Below are 20,271 nucleotides of genomic sequence, written 5' to 3' on the forward strand. Positions count from 1 at the left end.
GGCGCTAGGAAGGTGGTTGCTACAGGCCCCAGACACCCCCTGTGGGTTTGGTTTTTGGTTCAAAGCTCGCGATCGACCAAGGAGCTGCCTTGTCTGAAGTTTCAGATTTCAATAAAATAGCTGAAAGTGACATACTCTTGCACAGCGGAGGAATCCGGCTCAAGATTGTTAACAAATTTTAACATTTTACAAGTCAGGAGGTATAGATTAGTGTCTGTCGAAATTATTCAAAAGCCATCCACAGTCCGCAAGCTTGCACCGCGCTACCGCGTTCTGCTGCACAATGATGATTTCAATCCTATGGAGTACGTGGTGCAGACTTTGATGGCGACGGTACCAAGTCTGACTCAGCCACAGGCGGTAAATGTGATGATGGAAGCCCATACTAACGGGATGGGATTGGTGATTGTTTGCGCTCTCGAACACGCTGAGTTTTACGCTGAAACGCTCAATAATCACGGATTGAGCAGCAGCATTGAACCTGACGATTAGAACCTGACGGTACTGCAGCGGATTCGCCCAGACGCTTTCAAACTCATACCGTCAACCCTCATACCAAAAAGCCAAGGGTTAGGCCCTTGGCTTTTTGGTATATTTAATCCGGTAGATATGGAAATTTGAAGAGCATAGGTTTTGCGGAACGGCCGGAAGTGGTTCCGAGCTAGGTAAGCTCGATCGCCAATTTCAACTCTCCAATCTCAAATCTTTATCCGAGGAAACTAAGGAGGAAATTAATAACGTCCTCCTCCGCCTCCTCCGCCTCCTCCTCCGCGAGCAAATTTTCCAGGGCCGCCGCCGCCCCGGTTGCCGCCACCCCGGCCGCCTTCATCTTCGCGCGGCTTAGCTTTGTTAACTTTGAGGTCGCGACCCATCCACTCTGCTCCGTCGAGAGCACTAATGGCTGCATCTTCTTCTGCATCTGTGGACATTTCTACAAAACCAAAGCCGCGGGGGCGACTGGTTTCTCTGTCGGTAGGTAGATGTACTCGCTTAACGGTTCCGTATTCGGCGAAGACGGTGGTGATGTCTTCTTGGGTAACTTGGTAGGATAAGTTACCGACGTATATCGACATGAGGAATAACTCCAAAATTTAGACAGTGCGAAGATTTCAGTTTCGGAGAGTCCCCTGCCGATACAGAAGGGCAAGTTTTTAGACAATTCTGTAGCAATGAACAAAGCCTGCAACTGAATCTGATTCACACTTGGTACTTTAACATAGAATAGCGTCTTTTGAATAGGTTTCAGCAGTTAATTAAGTCGTTCTAATTAAACGTAAAACTTTTAGGGTATTCATAAACCTGGTTTATCGGTGTAATGTTTTGGCTGCAGTGGAAGCAGAGAAACTTATGGCGCGCGCTCTCACCGCAGAAAAGATACATCCACCTTGCCAAAGTTGGTACTCAAAGCTAGGTTTACGTTTTCCAGGGCTTTGACTAACCACACCACGCCTTCTCGGGTACTGCATTCGTAGTGACCGAACAAAATTGCCAGTCGCTTTTCTAGGTAGGGCTTGACTTTGCCGCAAATTAGTACGATTTTCAGCAGCAAACCTGTGGTTTGGGTCGCCCCGAGGTTTGAGATCAGGTCGATGAAGACAAAGTGGTTGGGTCGCACAGGACTCTCTACTACTAAAAAGTTCAATAACTGGCTGCAAGTTCTGATCATTAAAAATTCATTAAAGTTCTGATCATCGCTGTGGGCCAGGGTATTTTGTAGTTGCTTATACAATTTTTCGTTAAAGAGACGTTTACCGTAGCGGTCATCGGTGACAGAAGAAATCAGGTATTCGTACAAGTCGTCTTTAAAGGAGCGGTAGGACTGATTTGTGCTGGCGTTCGCCGTGAAACGGCCCGCTAGCTGTCTGTAGGTATCGGCTCCTTCTACTTTTCCGACAAATTGCTTGAGGGCAAAGAATAGTTCCGGGTCGGTCAACAGGGTCGGATTTTTTATAACTTGTATATTTCGGCCGAAGGAAATGGAGGTTTCCCGACGCGCTATTTGGGCTTTTCTCACTTGGTGAGCGACGTACTGTGAGAGATTAATCTCAAATTGCTGCTGCTTTTGAGCTTGGATTTTTTTAATGATTTTTTGCTGTTCGTAGGTGCTGTCGTCGCTGAGGAGGCAGTGTCTGTAGAGGTAAGGGTAACGGGGAATTAAGGTTCCGAGGGCAAGGCTAGCAGGGCTTTTGCTGTTGCTATCTTCATTGCTGTGAGTTATGACTTTGGCTAAGCGTTGGAGGGTGAGGTACTGTTCGCTTTCGGTAAATTGATTTACTAATTTAGGGATGGAGCCTCGCCCCCGCGATCGATTGTATCCAAATAATATTTTGGGCGCTTCTTCAAACACAGCGATCAATTCAGGGATGGCTGCTTGCTTGCTGGGGTATGTTTGCCAGCGGTTGATCAGGATGTGGCAGCAGCGGTTGAGGATGTATTTGAATTCTTGTTCGGCGTGTTCGGAACCTGCTATTTTTTCGAGTGCGTCGGCGACGGAGCGATCGGGATATCCGGTACCATGGATAAACAAAGTGCGGAAGCGGCTGATGAGTTCGGCCGGCTGCTCTCGTTGTACCAACTCCAGCCAGTGCTTGTAAAGTAGCTGTTCTTCTTCGTGGCTTTGTCTGTTGTAGTCGTTCACTGTGGATTAACCCTCCGAGGCTGGGGCAAGAGCTTTCAGCGCTATTAGCTTGATGAATTGGCCAATCAATCCCAATAATTGAGTCAACCGAGCTGCTCGCCGGATGAGGCTTATGGGTAGAAGCTGTCAGCAGCTAAAGCCGATCGATATTTTTTGCTTAGTTAAACTAATTACCAACACCAGCATGACATGAATTGTTGGTAATTAGCAAGGCCTTAAATCACCCTCAACTTTGTAAAGTATTGGTAAAGATTGTGGGTGGGTAGGGGATAATTTCTTGGTGGGCGGACGATTTAGTATTAGGATGATCAAGGTCAATCCTGATCCGCAGCCCGCTGTTAGTTAAATTTGAGGTTGGGCGAGGTAGAATTAGCTGTGAAAATAATTATTTGAAATGTGAGTGCTGGTTATGGTTTGTCGCGTAAGTATCGCCCAACTATCTGAAATTTTAAGTGTACCTTTGCCTGCTGTGTCTAAGGGCGTTTTGACAGCTTTAGGGACAGGTATTGCCACAGATACGCGCACTCTTGAGGGGGGCGAAGTATTTTTGGCGCTGGGGGGAGACAATTTTGATGGGCATCAATTTTTGGCAAAAGCCAGGGATTTGGGGGCGATTGCGGCGATTGTCGATCGAGATTGGCAAGAGGAATTGCCTAATTTTCCGCTATTGCGCGTTGACGATACTTTAAAAGCTTATCAGTCGATCGCCCGTTGGTGGCGTGACCAATTTAGTATACCTATAGTTGCTGTTACTGGTTCTGTAGGTAAAACTACTGTTAAAGAGTTAATTGCGACGGTTTTGTCAACGAAGGGAAATGTTCTTAAAACTCAATATAACTACAACAATGAAATTGGCGTACCAAAAACTCTGTTGGAGCTTTCACCTTCACACAATTATGCTGTAATTGAAATGGGAATGCGCGGAAGTGGCGAAATTGCGCTGCTGTCGCAAATTGCGAGTCCTACTGTGGCGGTAATTACTAATGTAGGAACGGCACATATCGGGCGATTGGGTTCGGAAGACGCGATCGCCCAAGCTAAGTGCGAACTTTTAGCCGAAATGCCTACAGATAGCATTGCTATTCTAAATCACGAGGGTGACAGATTAATCGCAACTGCGGCTAAAGTTTGGCAGGGAAAAACTTTTACTTACGGTTTAGAAGGCGGGGATTTATGTGGGGAATTCCTCAATCATGATACAATGTTAGTAGAAGGTGTGGAATTCCCCCTGCCGCTGCCTGGACGGCACAATGCTGTAAATTATTTGGCGGCTTTGGCGGTAGGAAAAGTTTTAGGTATTGATTGGGAAGTTTTAAAGCAAGGTTTGTCTGTGCAGTTACCGGATGGACGGGCGCGCCGCTACGATTTGCCGCAGGACATTGTGATTCTGGATGAGACTTACAATGCTGGTTTGGAGTCGATGTTGGCGGCCCTGAGACTGTTAGCAGATACTCCGGGAAAGCGCCGGATTGCGGTGTTGGGAACGATGAAGGAATTGGGCGATAGGGCGATCGAATTTCACCGACAAGTGGGGAGGGCGGCGCGAGATTTGCAGCTTGACGCTTTGTTTGTTTTTGCTGATTTTGAGGAAGCAGCGGCGATGGCTGCGGGTGCGGCGGGTTTGCCTTTTGTGGAGATAGGAGATATTACAGCCAAGGATGGGCGGGAAGATTTAGCAAAGCGGTTGTTGGGATTTGTCGAAAAGGGCGATCGGATTTTATTTAAAGCTTCTCATTCAGTTGAGTTGAATCGAGTTGTGGAGAAGTTTAGGGCAGATTTGGCGGGGGAGTAATAGAAAATAAATTTTGGGGATTTGAAATTATGCGAGCGCTTCTACTCAATCGTCGCCTCAAACTCACGTTTCGATCGCTGATGCGTAGGGTAAGATGCCCATCTGCACCTAAGTCCCGATGGCTCAATATTTTGATAGCCCTCTGGCCTCGATTTCGATATCGGGATCGATCTCAATTATTGAAATTTTGGCATTTTCAACTACTGTATTTCCCATCATTGTATTGTGCATTGCCTCAAACTTAGATTCTTCCTTAGCAATTCGTTCGTAGTGCAAAATTACGTGATAACGCTTTTCAATAGGCTCTCCAGAATCTGAAATTTCCACCGCGTCCCAATCTATATTTTGAGATTGTTCGGCTTGCTGGCGGTAGCGAGAGGCTAAATTTTCTAGGGCGATCGCGATCGCGTGTTCTTTCGTTTGGCCGTAAAAATTCATGTGCTCGTCGGCGCGATCACTCAGAGACGATGAAATCTGACAAAGATACTGCCCGTTTGATTGAGGAAAAACGTCGATCGCAATTGTTCCAGTAGTGCGATCGGGATTTATTTGAGTCATAAGCTGTTCGGCATTTAAAAGACGATAGTAGGGTGCGTCAGTCCATAAGCGTTTCCCTTGTCCAGTAAGTATTCTAACTGACGCACCCTACAAGGCTGAAACTCACCACAGCACAAGTTTTAGGAACCGGGGAAGCATGACCTATTTCAGGATATGTCGAAAAAAAGCTAAAATATCGATGAGTTTTCGTTGGACTTGTCATGTCGGAGAGCAGATATGAATTCAGTTGAGGAGACCGGATTGTCACAAATCGTTGACTTGCCACTGATAGGGTCTGCTGAACAAGATCTCTTCTCAGTCGAGGACGATCGAGAGCGTGCTGATAAGCTAAAAGAATTACTTGCCCCTAAGCTTAAAATAATCATTAAACAAGCTTGTGACCAAATTCACCAAGTTTATGGCACAGATGTACTCTCAGATTGTCAGATATTGACTACACCATGGCACAGCCTTGTAGCCAAGAAAACCCGGTCCTTCAAAATAGCAACCGCTGGCTTGGCTATAAAAGGAAAAGGTTGGTATTTCCAACAGAGATTCGAGTGTACTTATTATAGTTTATTTGTGAATTTTTTTGGATTAAGAGGGCTAGAAAGCAATCCGATTGTTCACGTTCTGAAAAACCATTTAGAAGATGTTACTAGGATTTTGAAGCATGGTAGATATAATATTTCCTCTGATAATATTGCACCGGAAAAATATGGTAAGTTAAAGTATGATGAGTTCATTAACAAACTGCAATTAATTCATGAAGGAGGTAGGAATGGTACTTATATTCAGAGTCCATCCCTAGTTATTCCTATTAAAGACCTAGATGCAGCTCAGCCAGTGATTAATAACTTTGTCGAAATCTTTGCTATCTTTCGTGCTGCAGCAAATGTGTTTCTTGGTGAGGAAGACCGTTTTGAGGAATACCTAAAATGTTTGTTGGATTGGCAAAATCAAAATCCGCTTCAGGTTCAGGAATCTGTAACTACTACTAGATTCTTTCCTGATGAAGTAGATGCAGTACAAACATTTCGTGAGGGGGCAGTACGGCAAGTTTCAGTCAATGCCTATGAACGAGAGCCTAAAGCTCGGCAAAAATGTATTGATTCTCACGGTTCAAGTTGCTCTATTTGTGGTTTCGATTTTGGCAGAACTTTTGGGCAACTGGGAAAAGGTTTCATTCATGTTCATCATCTACGACCCCTTTCAGAGATTGCAGAAGAATATGAAATTGATCCTATAAAAGATTTGCGTCCTGTTTGTCCAAATTGTCACGCTATGATTCATCGTCGTTCACCACCATTTAGTCTTGAAGAAATCAAGATGCTATTGAAGTCTGCTCGTGGTTCTACTATCTAATATGTTTTGTTGACTTATTCTAACCGATAGTTTACAAAAATTAGATCCCCGATTTATTCAAAAAGCGGGGATCTAATTTTTCTGTTTGACTCCAGATAGCACCTACCAGGAGTCAAATTCATTACTTCGCAGCTTGACGCTCTTTTGCCGCCTTAATCACTTCTTCAGCGATGTTATTCGGACAAGGAGCATAGTGCGAGAAGGACATGGAAAACTGACCGCGGCCAGAGGTCATAGTACGCAAATCGCTAATGTAACCAAACATTTCGCTCAACGGTACATCTGCCTTGATCCGCGCTCCTGTTTGTCCTGTCTCCTGAGATTTCATCATCCCCCGGCGGCGGTTGAGGTCGCCGATCACGTCGCCCATGTAATCATCTGGAGTGAATACATCGACATTCATAATCGGTTCGAGCAACTGAGGCCCTGCTTTCGGCAGAGACTGACGATAGGCCGCTTTGGCAGCAATTTCAAATGCCATTGCTGACGAGTCAACGGGGTGGAAACCGCCTTCTAGAAGCGTGAATTTCAAGTCTAGGCAAGGGAATCCGGCCAAGACGCCTTTGTCGATGCAGCTTTCAAAGCCTTTTTCGACCGCTGGCCAATATTCTCTCGGTACACTACCACCAGTCACTTTTGACTCAAATATGAAGCCACTTCCAGGCTCACCAGGCTCGATCACATAGCCGATTTTGGCGAATTGACCGGAACCACCTGATTGCTTTTTGTGGGTGTAATCGTCTTCGAGGCGCTTGGTAATCGACTCGCGGTAGGCTACCTGCGGTTCGCCGACTTCTACTTCGATGCCGTGGGTGCGCTTGAGAATGTCTACTTTGATGTCGAGGTGTAACTCGCCCATCCCCTTGAGAATCGTTTCGCCACTTTCTTGATCCGTCACCATGTGGAAGGATGGATCTTCTTGCACCATCTTGGTGAGGGCTGCTCCCATTTTTTCTTCGCCGCCTTTTTGTTTCGGTTTGACCGAAATCGAAATAACGGGATCTGGGAATACCATCGGCTCTAGGGTTGCGGGATTTTTGGGGTCGCAGATGGTGTGTCCGGTGCGGACGTTTTTCATGCCGACGATCGCCACAATGTCTCCTGCTTGGGCCGATTCAATTTCTTCGCGAGAGTTGGCGTGCATCTCCACCAAACGGCTGACGCGCTCGGTTTTGCCCGTGGCGGTGTTGAGTATGGTGTCGCCCTTGGACAGAGTACCGGAGTACAGGCGCGTGAATGTTAGAGCACCGTAGCGATCGTCCATGATCTTAAACGCGAGTGCGCGCAATGGCCTGTTGGGATCGACTATCGCAAACTCGCCGGTTTCCTCGCCTTCGAGATCGACTTCTGGCTGCGGTGTGACTTCCATCGGGTTTGGCAGGTAGTCAACCACGGCATCGAGAACCAACTGCACGCCTTTGTTTTTAAACGATGAGCCGCAGTAGGTGGGGAAAAATGCCCGATCGCGAGTACCTTTGCGAATGCAGCGCTTGAGGTCTTCGAGGCTCGGCTCGTTGCCTTCGAGATACTGTTCCATCACAGCGTCGTCTTGCTCGACGGCCAGTTCGATCAACTTTTCGCGCCAACTTTCGACATCATCGACCATATCGGCGGGGACATCTTTAATTTGATAGTTCATGGGATCGCCGGAATCATCCCAGATCCAGGCTTTGCGGGTCAGCAAATCGACTACGCCGCAAAACTTTTCTTCTATGCCGATCGGCAATACCATCACCATCGGTTTAGCGCCAAGGATTTTATCGACTTGCTTGACAACGCGGTAAAAATCTGCACCGGTGCGATCGAGCTTGTTGATGTAGATAACGCGAGCGACTTTGGAATCGTTAGCGTAGCGCCAGTTGGTTTCCGATTGCGGTTCAACTCCACCCGAACCGCAGAACACACCAATGCCACCATCGAGAACCTTCAAAGAACGGTAAACCTCGATCGTAAAATCGACGTGTCCGGGAGTATCGATGATGTTGAGCTGATGCTCGTTCCAGAAGCAGGTGGTAGCAGCGGATTGAATCGTGATACCGCGCTCTTGCTCCTGTTCCATGAAGTCAGTAGTCGCCGCGCCTTCGTGAACTTCACCTATTTTGTGGATTTTACCTGTGAGTTTCAGGATTCTTTCAGTTGTGGTGGTCTTGCCAGCATCTACGTGGGCGAAGATGCCGATATTTCGATAACGAGTGAGATCTTTCATAATTACTGTTGAGATTAAATGCGACGAACCGTCGGCGACCACCTGCAAGCGTGACAAGCGAGGAATCAATGTTGCCTGGTAAGGCCAGTACAGGCCGGATTTCCTTTTCCCTGTTTCTGGCAGGACTATCTTAATTTTGACACTTTCTCGTCATTCCTGCGAAGGATTCTGGGTTTAATAAGTGCCCCAAGCCTGACAACTCATAAAAATACCCTAGACCCAGGGAAAAATCGTCTCCGAAAGTAGGTTGGGTTGAGGCACTCGTACCCAACAAATTCGTGTTTTTGACGCTTCGCTCAACCTGATATTTTGCACCATTCTCAGCAAAACTGTATAAACTGGGTTTCTTGACAAAAAAACTATGATTTTACGTGACTTTGTGGCAAGAAACCCGGTTTCTGACATTAAATAGGCAAAGGCAAATAAACCGCCCTACGGGGAGAGGGCTGGTTTGGCAGCAATAAACAGCCGGCTTTGATAGATATTCGCTTAACCGACCACTACAAAATATTATTAAAAACCCCGTTGCTGCGTCCAGAAATATTTAAGTCAAAATCGACCCACTCATCATCCGCTGATATCTCCGCTCCAATTCATCCCGCACCACCGGCCACTGATTCAAACTTTCATCATTCTCAATTACCATTTGAGCCGCCGCCCTCGCCAACTCCAAAACCTCCTGATCCTCCACCAAACTCGCCAAAGCAAAATCTGGCAAACCCGACTGCCGAGTTCCCAAAACCTGACCAGGCCCGCGCAATCTCATGTCCATTTCCGCAATAAAAAAGCCATCTTGAGATTGTTCTAAAACCTTCATTCTCTGCATGGCTTCCGCAGTTTTGGAACCGGGCATTAACAAACAATAAGAACGGTTGCTGCCCCGACCTACTCGGCCCCGCAATTGGTGTAGTTGGGAAAGTCCAAAACGCTCAGAATTTTCAATCAGCATTACTGTGGCATTCGGCACGTCTACTCCCACCTCAACCACAGTAGTAGATACTAAAATATCAGTTTCTTTGTCCCGAAACTTAGAAATTGCTTCATCTTTGTCGGCACTGCTCATTCTACCGTGCAGCAAACCTACCTTAAACTCAGGAAATACACTTTTTTCAAGTTTCTCTTTTTCCTCAATTGCCGATCGCACGTCCAACTTTTCCGACTCCTCCACCAGCGGCAGCACCACATAAACTTGACGCCCGCTCGCCACTTCCCGCCGAATCAAATCGTAAGCTTGAATGCGTTCTTTGGCAGACAGTACAGTTGTTTGAATTGCCTGCCTGCCGGGGGGAAGTTCATCAATTTGACTCACATCTAAATCCCCGTGCAGCGTCAGCGCCAGCGTCCGGGGAATGGGAGTTGCCGTCATCGTCAAAACGTGGGGAGCTTCGCCTTTTTGCTGCAATTTAGCGCGCTGCTGCACACCGAATCTGTGCTGTTCATCAATTACCGCCAAACCCAACTTATTGAAATTCACTGTATCTTGAATCAGCGCGTGAGTTCCCACTAAAACTGGTAATTCTCCGGTTTCTAATTGGTTGTGAATTTCGCGGCGCTTGGCTATTTTTGTGGAACCAGTTAACAGTTCGACAGACAAGTGCATCAAGTTAAACCAACCTACCAATTTGCGATAGTGCTGTTCTGCTAAAACTTCTGTCGGGGCCATTAAAGCGGCTTGATAGCCGGATTGAATTGCTGCTAGCATGGCGACGACGGCTACTACAGTTTTGCCAGCACCGACATCGCCTTGAACTAATCTGTTCATCGGTTGCGACGAAGCTAAATCGTTGAGGATGTCGTTAATTACTCTTTCCTGAGCATTAGTCAACGCAAAAGGCAAGATTTCATAAAAATGTTCGATCAATTTGCCAGTAGGAAGGATGACTGCACTAGCTTGAGCTTTCCTTTGGGTTTGGCGGCGCTTTAAAAGTCCTAATTGCAGGTAGAAAAATTCGTCAAAAACTAAGCGGCGGCGGGCGGCGGCCAAACAATCTCGATCGAGCGGAAAGTGAATATTAGTTACGGCATCGGCTAAACCCATTAAACCGTAACGCTCGCGCAAATCCTCTGGTAGGGATTCTGGTAACATTTTTGCCGCCGGCATTGCAGCCAAAATCGATCGCCTCACCGAACCAGCATCCACCCCCTCCGTCAGCGGATAAACTGGTATCAGGCGCCCGACTTTCATTGATTCGATCGCACCGCCGGAGTCGTCTAATACTTCTAACTCAGGATTTTCTAAAGTAATTCCATATTTACCCTGCTTAACCAACCCCGAAGCAGCCAGCACCACACCAGTACAATACTCGCGCTTTTTGAATTCTTGCCAGCCGCGATTGCTGTAGCGAGGCCCTGCAAAAAAACGACTAATTTTTATTTCTCCGGTGCGGTCTTTTAAAATTACTTCTAATATGGTTAGCTTCTTATTCTTCGGACTAGAAAAGCAATTGCAGCGCTTTACTTCTGCGATTAAAGTGACAGTTTCCCCGGCTACTAGCTCGCGGATTTGTACTTGCTTTGCATAGTCGATGTGGTTGCGGGGATAGTAGTAAAGCAAGTCATATACAGTGTATAAACCCAGTTTTGCCAAGCGGTTGCCGTTGGCGGGGCCGATGCCGGTGACACGGTTTAACTGTTGGTCGAGAGTCAGGCTGGGCGGTGGGGGTGCTGTACTCAGGGGTGCTGTTCGGGGAACGGAAAGTGCTGGGGCGGTTGGTTCCGAAGCGTTAGCGTTTGCGGGTCTGACTTGTCTTGCTTGTTCTTGCTGGTGGCGAGTTTCTTGTTCCCAAACTTGCTCCATTTGCCTCAAAAAACTGACCGTAATGGCGATCGAATGTTGGCGCTCTTCGAGATCTTTCTGAGGGTAGATGTCAAATTCAGCGGCTAGTTGTCTGGCTCGATCGCGCGAAGAAGCGGCCACAGAACCTGCAAGTTGTCTCAAACTCAGGCCCAGAAACTCGCTGAAGCGGTATTGACTGCCTTGGATGTCGTTAAATCCGCGATCGGCTTCTACTGAAAGAGCTTTTTGCAATCGCTGCCATTCGGGTTGGTAATTAGTCATCAGTCATTAGTAATTAGTCATCAGTCATTAGTCATTAGTCATTAGTCATTAGTCATTAGTCATTAGTTATTAATCATAGCTCAAGAATTCCAGACAACTGACAACTGACAACTGTCAACTGACAACTGTCAATTGACAACTGATTAATCTTCAAACCAACTCGATCGCCAAGCCGACTCAGCCTCCACCACAGCGAGTTCCCGTTGCTTTTTCTGGTAATCGCGGCCCAGCGAGTTCAACTTTACAGAGAGGTTGCGAATTTGCTGGCGCCAAGCCGAGGTTCCCGCATCGGCAAACTCTATTTCCGACAGCCGCAGTTTAATCGCTGTAATCTGCAGCGCCCTACTACCCAAGGTTTCTGCCAATTTTCGCGATGCTGATGAGGCATCGGTTTCGATGATTATGTTTAATAAGTTAGGTGGCCCCGCAACGCTATCGCCGGACAATTCTGCTTGAGAAGCAGCTTCTAGAACAGGTTCTGGCAATTGACTCGGCAAGATTCCCGACTGTTGTAGCAAGCGGTTGGTGTCGCGAGAAAGCAGTTTGAGTATATGGACGATCGACTTTTCAATACTATTTTGCCAGCGTGCCAAACTTTCCGGGGAATTGGCATTTGGCAATTGGTAATTTGCCAATGAAAATAGATAGTTAATGGCGGAAACTTGGTTTTTTTCCTTGTCGTCTGCTTCGTCTTCCTCTTCCTCTGCTTCGTCTTCCTCTTCCTCTTCCTCTGCTTCGTCTTCCTCTTCCTCTTCCTCTGCTTCGTCTGCTTCCTCTGCTTCCTCTTCTTTTTCTTCCTCTATTTCTTCATCTGCTCCTGATTCACTCACCAGCGATCGCAATTTTTCCTCCGACGCCGCAGCCAAACGCCTTACAGACTGCTGCATTTTTTGCCGCCCCTCGATGGACAACTTGAGAAACGACTCGGGTACTGCTTGAGTGCAAAGGTGATAGCAAGCCAAAATTAACTGCTGCCGCACCGCTTGTCCCAACGCATTTAAATAACCTTCGTAGGTATTGCTAAACTCCAACTTCAAGGCTGCTAAAGCCTCTTCGAGTCCTGCCAAATCTTGCTCTATTCGCTCTCTTGGTCGCACCATATCTCTCGTATAAAATTAAAATAATACTTACGCAAGTTTTAAATTCTTACGCTATCTGTAGTAGTAAGGTGTGCAGTGCACACCCTACAAATATACTCTGTCCATAAGTCCTGTAAAAATTAAAAATTAAAAATGCAAAAAATCTAGGTTTTACATTTTTAATTTTTAATTTTTAATCTTAATTTGGGATTATTGAGCACCCATTTGGGCTGCCACTTCATCGGCAAAGTTAGCTTCTACCTTTTCAATGCCTTCGCCCAAGACAAAACGCACGAAGCGGCGCACTTGGACATTTTCTCCAATTTGGGCGATCGTTTGTTTCACCAACTCTTCCACCGAGATATTCTGATCTCTAATAAAAGGCTGATCCATCAAAGATAACTCTTTCAGGCGCTTCTCAATCCGCCCTTGAACAATCTTTTCTTTGATGTTGGCCGGCTTGTTGCCCAAGTCGTCCTTCTCCATTTCAATTGCCTTTTCTCTTTCGACAATTTCGGCGGGAATATCTTCAACTTTCACGTATTCCACATTCGGGCAAGCTGCAATTTGCATCGCAATATTCCGCACCAAAGCTTGGAAATCTTCGCGGCGGGCGACAAAATCTGTTTCGCAGTTAACTTCCACCAACACTCCCACGCGGCCGCCCGTGTGAATGTAGCTGCCTACTATACCTTCTGAGGCAACTCGTCCACCTTTTTTACCTGCCGAAGCCAGACCTTTTTTCCGCAGCCACTCAATGGATGTTTCGATATCGCCATTGTTTTCAAGGAGGGCTTTTTTGCAGTCCATCATGCCCGCGCTGGTTTTGTCGCGCAGTTCTTTAACAAGTTTTGCAGATATGTCCGCCATCTTCTTTAAGTTCCCAATCAAAATTAATTATTAGTCATTAGTCATCAGTCATTAGTCACTAATCTTAATGTTAATGATTAGACAAGAGTGAAAAAATACCCAGTCTACATTAGGGCGCACTTTGTACCTGTAGCGCCAGAATTAATTCTGGCGCTACAGGTACAATGAATGCTTTTGCCAGAAGTCTACTAATGACTTAGACTCGTGCCATGTACAATTAAAAATTAAAAATATCCAACTAAAAATAATGATTATTTTTAGTTTTCAATCTTTAATTTTTAATTTCCTGGTGTCAGATTCCGAGGGCAATACTAGCTCTCGGTTTCTTCGCCTTCAGCGTCTGCTTCGTCGGGATCTACATAATTGGGGTCATCCAATTCTTCGATTTCGACATCATATTCAGCGCCTTCGTAGCCACCTTCGTAGTCGTAGTCTTCCTCAGAGTCGCCGCCCTGCTGACCGTGACGACCTTCGTAGATGGCATCAGCCAACTTGCCGACAATCAGCTTGATCGATCGAATAGCATCGTCATTCGCCGGAATCGCAATGTCAACCAAATCCGGGTCGCAGTTGGTGTCCAACAGAGAGACGATGGGAATTCCCAACTTTTGGCATTCCAACACCGCATTATACTCGCGGCGTTGGTCTACCAGCACCACTCCGTCGGGAATCTTCCGCATAGATTTAATCCCGCCCAGATATTTCTGGAGTTTGACCATTTCTCGGCGCAGCACCGAAGCTTCTTTTTTCGGCAGCAAATCGAGGGCGCCGATTTCCTCGCGGCGCTCCAAATCCTTGAGGCGCTCCACGCGGGACTTAATAGTCGTCCAGTTGGTGAGCATTCCCCCCAGCCAGCGCTGGTTGACATAATAAGCACCGCAGCGTTGAGCTTCTTGGGCTACAATCCCGGCAGCTTGCCGCTTCGTACCCACGAACAAAAACTTTTTGCCTTTTTCTGAGGCCACTCTCATGTACTCGTAGGCGTCTTCCATAAGCTGAGCGGTTTGCACGAGGTCGATGATGTGAACCCCGTTGCGCTCTGTAAAAATGTAGGGAGACATTTTCGGGTTCCACCGGCGGGTTTGGTGTCCGAAGTGAACCCCTGACTCTAACATTTGAGCCAAACTGACTACTGGCATTGTATTTTTAACTCCTGATTCGGGTTAATCCTCCACCCGGTCGTATTTCTGAAGGTTTGCACCCTCGAAACACCCGAAAACCCGGATGTGCGAATTTAAACAACTTTTCTAGTTTATCACAGCGCGCGCTACTTTTTCTGACAATCTGATATCCGTAGGGTTGGCTTGGCACCCGGAGGTGAGATTTAGTGCGCGGGTTGGGTGCGGGGTGTACACGCTGCGGTTAAAGTTACTCACAAGCGCTTCTTACAAACGAAAAATGCCGGTGGGAGGTTGCCAAAGCCTTTGTTGGCTTGTGAGAGAATGGCTTTGTTGGTGCGCCTCTGGTGCCTTTTACCTTCGATCGAGCTGGTATCGATTTTTTTCGATCGGCAATTGAGTCAGCTTTAGTACACTGCCATCTCGATCCGCAAAAATCCCAAAGCTAAAAACGTCATGCCCATACCCATTCTCGTCCTGCTTGAAGTTCTAATTGTCCTCGCACTTTCGAGACTTGTAGGTTTAGGATTTCGAGCGATCAAACAACCTCAAGTCATTGGAGAAATTCTAGCAGGAATTATGCTTGGGCCTTCTCTATTTGGCTTAGTTGCACCTGATTTAGCAACAGCACTTTTTCCAGCCGAAGCCGTTCCCTTCCTCAACGTGCTCTCTGAGGTGGGGCTAATATTTTTCATGTTTTTAATTGGTTTGGAACTGAATCCCAAGTATCTAAAAAGCAATTTAGATATAGCGATTTTCACTTCCCACGTCAGCATTCTAGTGCCGTTTTCCCTGGGAAGCTTGCTAGCGCTGCTGCTGTACCCCATCCTTTCAAATAATAGCGTTTCCTTTACCGCCTTTGCTTTGTTTTTGGGCGCTGCGATGTCAATTACGGCCTTTCCGGTGCTGGCAAGAATTATTACAGAGAACAACTTACAGAATACAAAATTGGGGACGCTGGCCTTGACTTGCGCTGCGGTAAATGGCGTAACGGCGTGGTGTTTGTTAGCGGTGGCGATCGCAGTTACTCGTACTAATTCGATGCTCGGTGCTTTGCCGACAATTATTGCATCTTTAATTTACATCAGTTTCATGCTGACTTTAGTCCGCTGGTTCTTGCAGCGACTTTCCAAACAGTACAACCGCACTGGCAGATTAACACAGTTATTGCTCTCCGGCATTTACATGGGAGTTGTAGCTTCTGCCTTAATTAGTGAATGGATCGGCATTCATTTAATTTTCGGTGCATTTCTGCTGGGTGCTGCAATGCCTAAAAATGCTGGATTAACCAGAGAATTAGCCGAAAAAACCGAAGACTTTGTACTAATATTTCTGCTGCCTATATTTTTTGCTTATAGCGGGTTGCGGACTCAAATCGGCTTGCTCAACACTCCCGAATTGTGGCTGCTGTGCGCCGCAGTTTTAGGAGTGGCAATTGTCGGCAAATACCTCGGCACTTACGTTGCAGCTAGAGTCTGTGGCATCAGCAACCGCGAAGCTTCAGCCCTGGGATGGCTGATGAATACTCGTGGTTTGACTGAACTAATTGTGCTGAATATCGGTCTTTCCTTGGGGGTGATTTCCCCGCTGCTATTTACGATGTTAGTCATCATGACTTTAGTGACAACTTTTATGACTTCGCCGCTGTTGGAGTGGACTTATCCAAAACGGTTAATTAGATTAGATATTTCAGAAGTTAACCCGGGGTATTCAGAATTAGAAGGTTCAGAATTTGCTGACAGCAGCGAAGAAACTGCTAGCAAATTACTGCCAACTTATCGAATTTTAGTACCGGTTGCCAATCCCAGCACGCAGAAAGGTTTACTGCGACTAGCGTTAGCGCTAGCGCAGCCGGCGGCTGGTATGGGTGGTGACGATTTACAGTCGGCGGCGGTTCATCCTCTGAGTTTGATAGAATTAAATGATGACTATGCTTTTGAAAGCACGCCTGCAGAAGCCGATCGCATTATTCAAGAACGTCGCTCGAAATTATCAGAATTGATTGAGAGTTTGGAACTGCCGGAGGCGCGAAAATTCGTACATCCCATCATTCGGATTACTAAGGATGTAGCCAGGGAGACGGCACAAATTGCGGAAATAGATTGCGCGGATTTGATTGTAGTAGGTTGGCACAGACCTACTTTTAGCAGCAACCGTTTGGGAGGACGTGTCGGTCAAATTCTCAGCAACGCTAAGGTGGATGTAGCAATTTTTGTAGACAGAGGCCGGGAAAAATTGAATAACTTGTTAGTACCTCACGCGGCAAACATTCACGATGATTTGGGGTTAGAATTGGCGTTGAGACTGTTAGTTAATAGCGAGGAACGCCGTTTGACGGTGCTGCGGGTGGCGGTTGACGGGGAAGCTGAAAATGCTCTGAGTTATGAGTTTCAGCGAGTGATGGATCAGTTACCGGTTGATGTACGATCGCGCATTGAAACTCCGATTGTGGAGGCTGCTGAGCCAATTCAAGCAGTGGTGGCGGCTTCTGCTAAGGCTGATTTGACTATTGCGGGTACGAGTCGGGAGTGGGGAATTGAGCGCCAAACTTTGGGACAGTATACTGATGAATTGGCTGTGCAGTGTCATTCTTCGCTGCTGATTGCGCGCTGTTACGTTAGAGTGCGATCGCACTTGGCATCGGTACTTCCTCAAAGGTAGTCAGTTGACTGTTGACTGTTGATTGTTGACTGTTGACTGTTGACTGTTGACTGTTGACTGTTGACTGTTGACTGTTGGCAGTTGTTATTAGTTATTGGTTATTGGTTATGGGTGAGTTAGTACCAATAACCAATGCCCAATGCCCAATGCCCAATGCCCAATTATTAATTACCAAGATGATGAATCATTTAAGCCTCAAATCGCTGGCCTTTTACGGGATTGCGATCGGCTCAGCTTCACTGCTGTTTAAAGTAGTAACTGCTTATGGCGAAACAAATTTAAACGCTCCTCCGGCACTTGCGGGAAATTATCGCTTCGATCCTAATAATTTGCCCGAATGTCTGAAATCTGATGTTTTGGTATTGACAATTGAGCAATCGGGTGTTTATTTGAGCGGTAATTTGCGATCGGGCAGCAGGGAGGGCAGGGAAAAAACAGCTCAAGGGAAAGCTTCTCTACTTGGTAAGTGGGAAACTCAAGGATTGAACTTGTCGGGTGCGGTTCCTAATTTAGCTGGTTGCAGCGACTCCACAGCAACCGGTCAAAACAGTTCTGTTAAAATGCGCGGAATTATCGAGCAAGAAAGCCTCAAGGGAAAAATTAGTCTTACTGATGGGGCGGCGGCTACTGATTTTACGGCTCCAAGAGAAGCGGCGGTGCAACCCCAGAAGTAGGAACATTGATCGATCCCAATAGAGAATAAGAAATGGGAAATGGGTAATTCTTTGTCGCTTTCCGACTCGGCCCTTCTCCCGTCGGGAAGCAAGGAATCACAAAGCGGGGCGGGGGTGGGGGAGTGGGCGATCTAACTCCCGCCGCCGGAACTCGCCCACGACGGTCGGTTACTGCTAAATTGAAAATATACCTAAAAGTTAATGATAAAAATAAAGTATCCCAGAAGAGTCCTTGGTTGAGAATTTGTCTTGCTCAAGACCCCCCGTGCCCGTATAGTTTGTTTGGAATGGATGTTGCCGTGATCTTAATGCCGTCAGAAACTTCGCTTACCCAGTCAAACCCGTTAATTTTAGACAGTTTGCCAGACTTGTCGCCCTCCGATGGGGGATGTCCCCGCCGAGCCAGATTGCAAATTGACTTGATGTTGCTGGCGATCGAAGCCTTGTATCTCGGAGGTGCGGAAGAAATGCTGGCAGTGTCAAAGGACCTGGAATTGCAATCAATTATCAAAAATCGGGTTGCCCTTTGGCTGATGCGTAATACTAACCCGCTGAGACGCTACACGCAGCGCCGCTCCCTTACCATGGTGGAGGCAAAAGCGCTGGTGGCGATCGCCTGTAATATGGCGCGCAAGTTAACCGCGACAATTCGGCAGTTGCTGCTAGACTCGCAGCAGTTGCGAGCGAGAAATATCCCCCTCAACCAGAACCTGCCGCTGGCCGAGTATTTAGAACGTTTTCGAGCTCACTTTCGATCGCGCATGAACCCCAAGCGATCGCTAGTTGCAGCTTACGATTCCGACGACAAGCTCAACGAACTAGCTTTGAACTTGTTGAGCAAACTGCTATTTTGTACAGGCACAGCCGGAATGCAGCGCTTCTGGGTTAGCCTGTTTGATGGAGAAGTTGAATAAAAAATGACTATTAGGCGTCAGTACAGTCTGCCAAATTGCACCCTAGTTCTAGAAGGGTTGAGCGATGGATCGGCAGCCAGCCAGTTAGATATACGACCGGTGCTTTCTATATTAATGAGCGCTGAATGCTATTTGACCGGTCTTGGCGAGCCCCTAAGCGGGGGACGGGAGTTTTTTGAAAGCTTGGTGAGGGTCGTCAGCAGCTACGCTCAAGAATTTATGAGCGGAGTGCATTATCCCGATCGCTACGGCCCGAATGTGGGTATGGTGCAGTTACACAGAATTGACGGGAACGTGCATCGGTTGACCGTTCTACCCGCCTCCACAGGCAGCGCAACCCAAATCGATCAAAAAACAGAACTGTCGGCAAAAGTTGATTTGACGACGGTACAGCTATTTGACTTGGTAGAGGCGATCGATCAGTTTTTTGCTGACACGCAGACGCTGCCGGAATTGTCGCTGCAATTAACCCCAATTTCCAAGCGTTACGTCAAGTCGGCCGAACCTTTGGCGAAGCGGACTTTACCTGCTGTCGTGGGAGTGTCGAGTTTGGCTTTGGCGGCGATGGCATTTTTCTTGGTACCAGTCCCCGAAGTCCAGCGCCAGAGAGATCCGGTGCCGCAGCCCAATCCAGCGGGCCAGAATCAGGGGACGCCGAATCCGGGCGGATCGGGTTCGCCTAATCCCAATCCCACGCCCCCTGCTGACGGTTTGCTGCCAGGGGGTCAAACTCCCAACGCTGAATCGACTTCGCCGACTCCTATCCCCGCGCCGGAGTCGGACGCTTCACCTAGCCCCACACCGGAGTCGGACGCTTCACCGTTGGCCGCGCCGGAGTCGGACGCTTCACCTAGCCTCACACCGCAGTTGGACGATTCACCTAGCGCCACACCGCAGTCGAATACTTCGCCCGAAAGCACGCCCAGCCCTGTTGCTGAAGGTTTGGCAAGCCCTGAGGCAGCAGCCGTGCCAATTACCGATCCAGGGCAAATTGAGCTGTTGAGGGGCCAACTTTCCCAGCAAGTTGACGGAGTTGTGAAAAATCAGCCTCCGGTTGATGCGGAGTTGGTTTATCGGGTGAGTGTGGCCCAAGACGGGGCAATTGTCGGTTACAAACCCGAGAATTCGGCAGCAGTCGATCGATCCGAAACGCCGTTGTCGGAGTTGCTTTACCAACCGGTTGGCACCAGGTCATCGGCGGAACCGCTGGCTGATTTCCGCGTAGTTTTGGCACCAGGCGGCACTGTTCAAGTCAGTCCTTGGTAATGGTTGATTGTTGACTGTTAACTGTTGACTGTTGACTGATACCAAATCCGGTTTACATACCCCTTTTATTCTTTAGTCCTTCTCTGCTAGGAC

At 47.4% G+C, this 20,271-nt stretch carries 15 protein-coding genes; 7 read left to right on the forward strand and 8 right to left on the reverse strand.

All coding sequences use genetic code 11. The annotated features are described in order from the left end of the window. Positions 1–210: 210 nt before the first annotated feature. Positions 211–492, forward strand: coding sequence for an ATP-dependent Clp protease adapter ClpS (clpS, locus tag D0A37_RS25510; RefSeq protein WP_015178019.1), 282 nt, complete (start codon positions 211–213; stop codon positions 490–492). A gap of 239 nt (positions 493–731) precedes the next feature. On the opposite strand, the gene rbp is transcribed toward clpS, so the two are convergent. Together rbp and D0A37_RS25520 are read right to left on the reverse strand one after the other, a co-directional pair. Then, entirely contained in the window at positions 732–1,073 is a 342-nt protein-coding gene (gene rbp, locus D0A37_RS25515; RefSeq protein ID WP_242718700.1) for an RNA-binding regulator, read from the reverse strand. Positions 1,074–1,360: 287 nt separating this feature from the next. Then, positions 1,361–2,638: a Sll1247 family protein gene (locus D0A37_RS25520; RefSeq protein ID WP_242718702.1), complete on the reverse strand. Its 1,278-nt coding sequence runs from the start codon at positions 2,636–2,638 to the stop codon at positions 1,361–1,363. A 409-nt stretch (positions 2,639–3,047) separates the two neighbouring features. Between D0A37_RS25520 and D0A37_RS25525 the strand changes: the two genes are divergently transcribed. Beyond that, positions 3,048–4,430 carry a UDP-N-acetylmuramoyl-tripeptide--D-alanyl-D-alanine ligase gene (locus tag D0A37_RS25525; protein WP_242718704.1) on the forward strand — a complete coding sequence of 461 codons (1,383 nt, stop codon included), beginning with the start codon at positions 3,048–3,050 and terminating at the stop codon, positions 4,428–4,430. Positions 4,431–4,553: 123 nt separating this feature from the next. Here D0A37_RS25525 and D0A37_RS25530 read toward each other — a convergent pair whose 3' ends face one another. Next, a complete protein-coding gene (locus D0A37_RS25530) occupies positions 4,554–4,988 on the reverse strand; it encodes a hypothetical protein (protein ID WP_242718706.1) in 435 nt (144 codons plus the stop codon). 216 nt (positions 4,989–5,204) lie between these two features. On the opposite strand from D0A37_RS25530, the gene D0A37_RS25535 reads away from it, so the two are divergent. Then, positions 5,205–6,332 (forward strand): HNH endonuclease, encoded by a 1,128-nt coding sequence (locus tag D0A37_RS25535; RefSeq protein ID WP_242718708.1) that lies wholly within the window; start codon positions 5,205–5,207, stop codon positions 6,330–6,332. Positions 6,333–6,453: 121 nt separating this feature from the next. On the opposite strand, the gene fusA is transcribed toward D0A37_RS25535, so the two are convergent. The 5 genes from fusA to rpsB form a co-directional block, all read right to left on the reverse strand. Next, positions 6,454–8,538: an elongation factor G gene (gene fusA, locus D0A37_RS25540; protein ID WP_242718710.1), complete on the reverse strand. Its 2,085-nt coding sequence runs from the start codon at positions 8,536–8,538 to the stop codon at positions 6,454–6,456. A 544-nt stretch (positions 8,539–9,082) separates the two neighbouring features. Then, complete coding sequence (recG, locus tag D0A37_RS25545) at positions 9,083–11,596, reverse strand: ATP-dependent DNA helicase RecG (RefSeq protein WP_242718711.1); 2,514 nt, start codon at positions 11,594–11,596, stop codon at positions 9,083–9,085. A gap of 143 nt (positions 11,597–11,739) precedes the next feature. Then, positions 11,740–12,696 carry a hypothetical protein gene (locus D0A37_RS25550; protein ID WP_242718712.1) on the reverse strand — a complete coding sequence of 319 codons (957 nt, stop codon included), beginning with the start codon at positions 12,694–12,696 and terminating at the stop codon, positions 11,740–11,742. A gap of 189 nt (positions 12,697–12,885) precedes the next feature. Then, complete coding sequence (gene tsf / locus D0A37_RS25555) at positions 12,886–13,545, reverse strand: translation elongation factor Ts (RefSeq protein WP_242718713.1); 660 nt, start codon at positions 13,543–13,545, stop codon at positions 12,886–12,888. A gap of 311 nt (positions 13,546–13,856) precedes the next feature. Then, positions 13,857–14,684: a 30S ribosomal protein S2 gene (gene rpsB, locus D0A37_RS25560; protein WP_242718714.1), complete on the reverse strand. Its 828-nt coding sequence runs from the start codon at positions 14,682–14,684 to the stop codon at positions 13,857–13,859. A 435-nt stretch (positions 14,685–15,119) separates the two neighbouring features. Here rpsB and D0A37_RS25565 point away from each other — a divergent pair, with 435 nt between their 5' ends. From D0A37_RS25565 to D0A37_RS25580, 4 genes are all read left to right on the forward strand, one after another. After that, a complete protein-coding gene (locus D0A37_RS25565; RefSeq protein WP_242718715.1) occupies positions 15,120–17,324 on the forward strand; it encodes a cation:proton antiporter in 2,205 nt (734 codons plus the stop codon). Between the two features lie 146 nt (positions 17,325–17,470). Next, a complete protein-coding gene (locus D0A37_RS25570) occupies positions 17,471–17,998 on the forward strand; it encodes a hypothetical protein (RefSeq protein ID WP_242718717.1) in 528 nt (175 codons plus the stop codon). A 287-nt stretch (positions 17,999–18,285) separates the two neighbouring features. Continuing rightward, positions 18,286–18,912: a DUF3038 domain-containing protein gene (locus tag D0A37_RS25575; protein ID WP_242718719.1), complete on the forward strand. Its 627-nt coding sequence runs from the start codon at positions 18,286–18,288 to the stop codon at positions 18,910–18,912. A 3-nt stretch (positions 18,913–18,915) separates the two neighbouring features. After that, positions 18,916–20,178 (forward strand): DUF4335 domain-containing protein, encoded by a 1,263-nt coding sequence (locus D0A37_RS25580; RefSeq protein ID WP_242718721.1) that lies wholly within the window; start codon positions 18,916–18,918, stop codon positions 20,176–20,178. The last annotated feature ends 93 nt before the right edge of the window (positions 20,179–20,271 follow it).

It is taken from the genome of Microcoleus vaginatus HSN003 (assembly GCF_022701255.1).
GTDB classification, from domain to species: domain Bacteria; phylum Cyanobacteriota; class Cyanobacteriia; order Cyanobacteriales; family Microcoleaceae; genus Microcoleus; species Microcoleus vaginatus_B.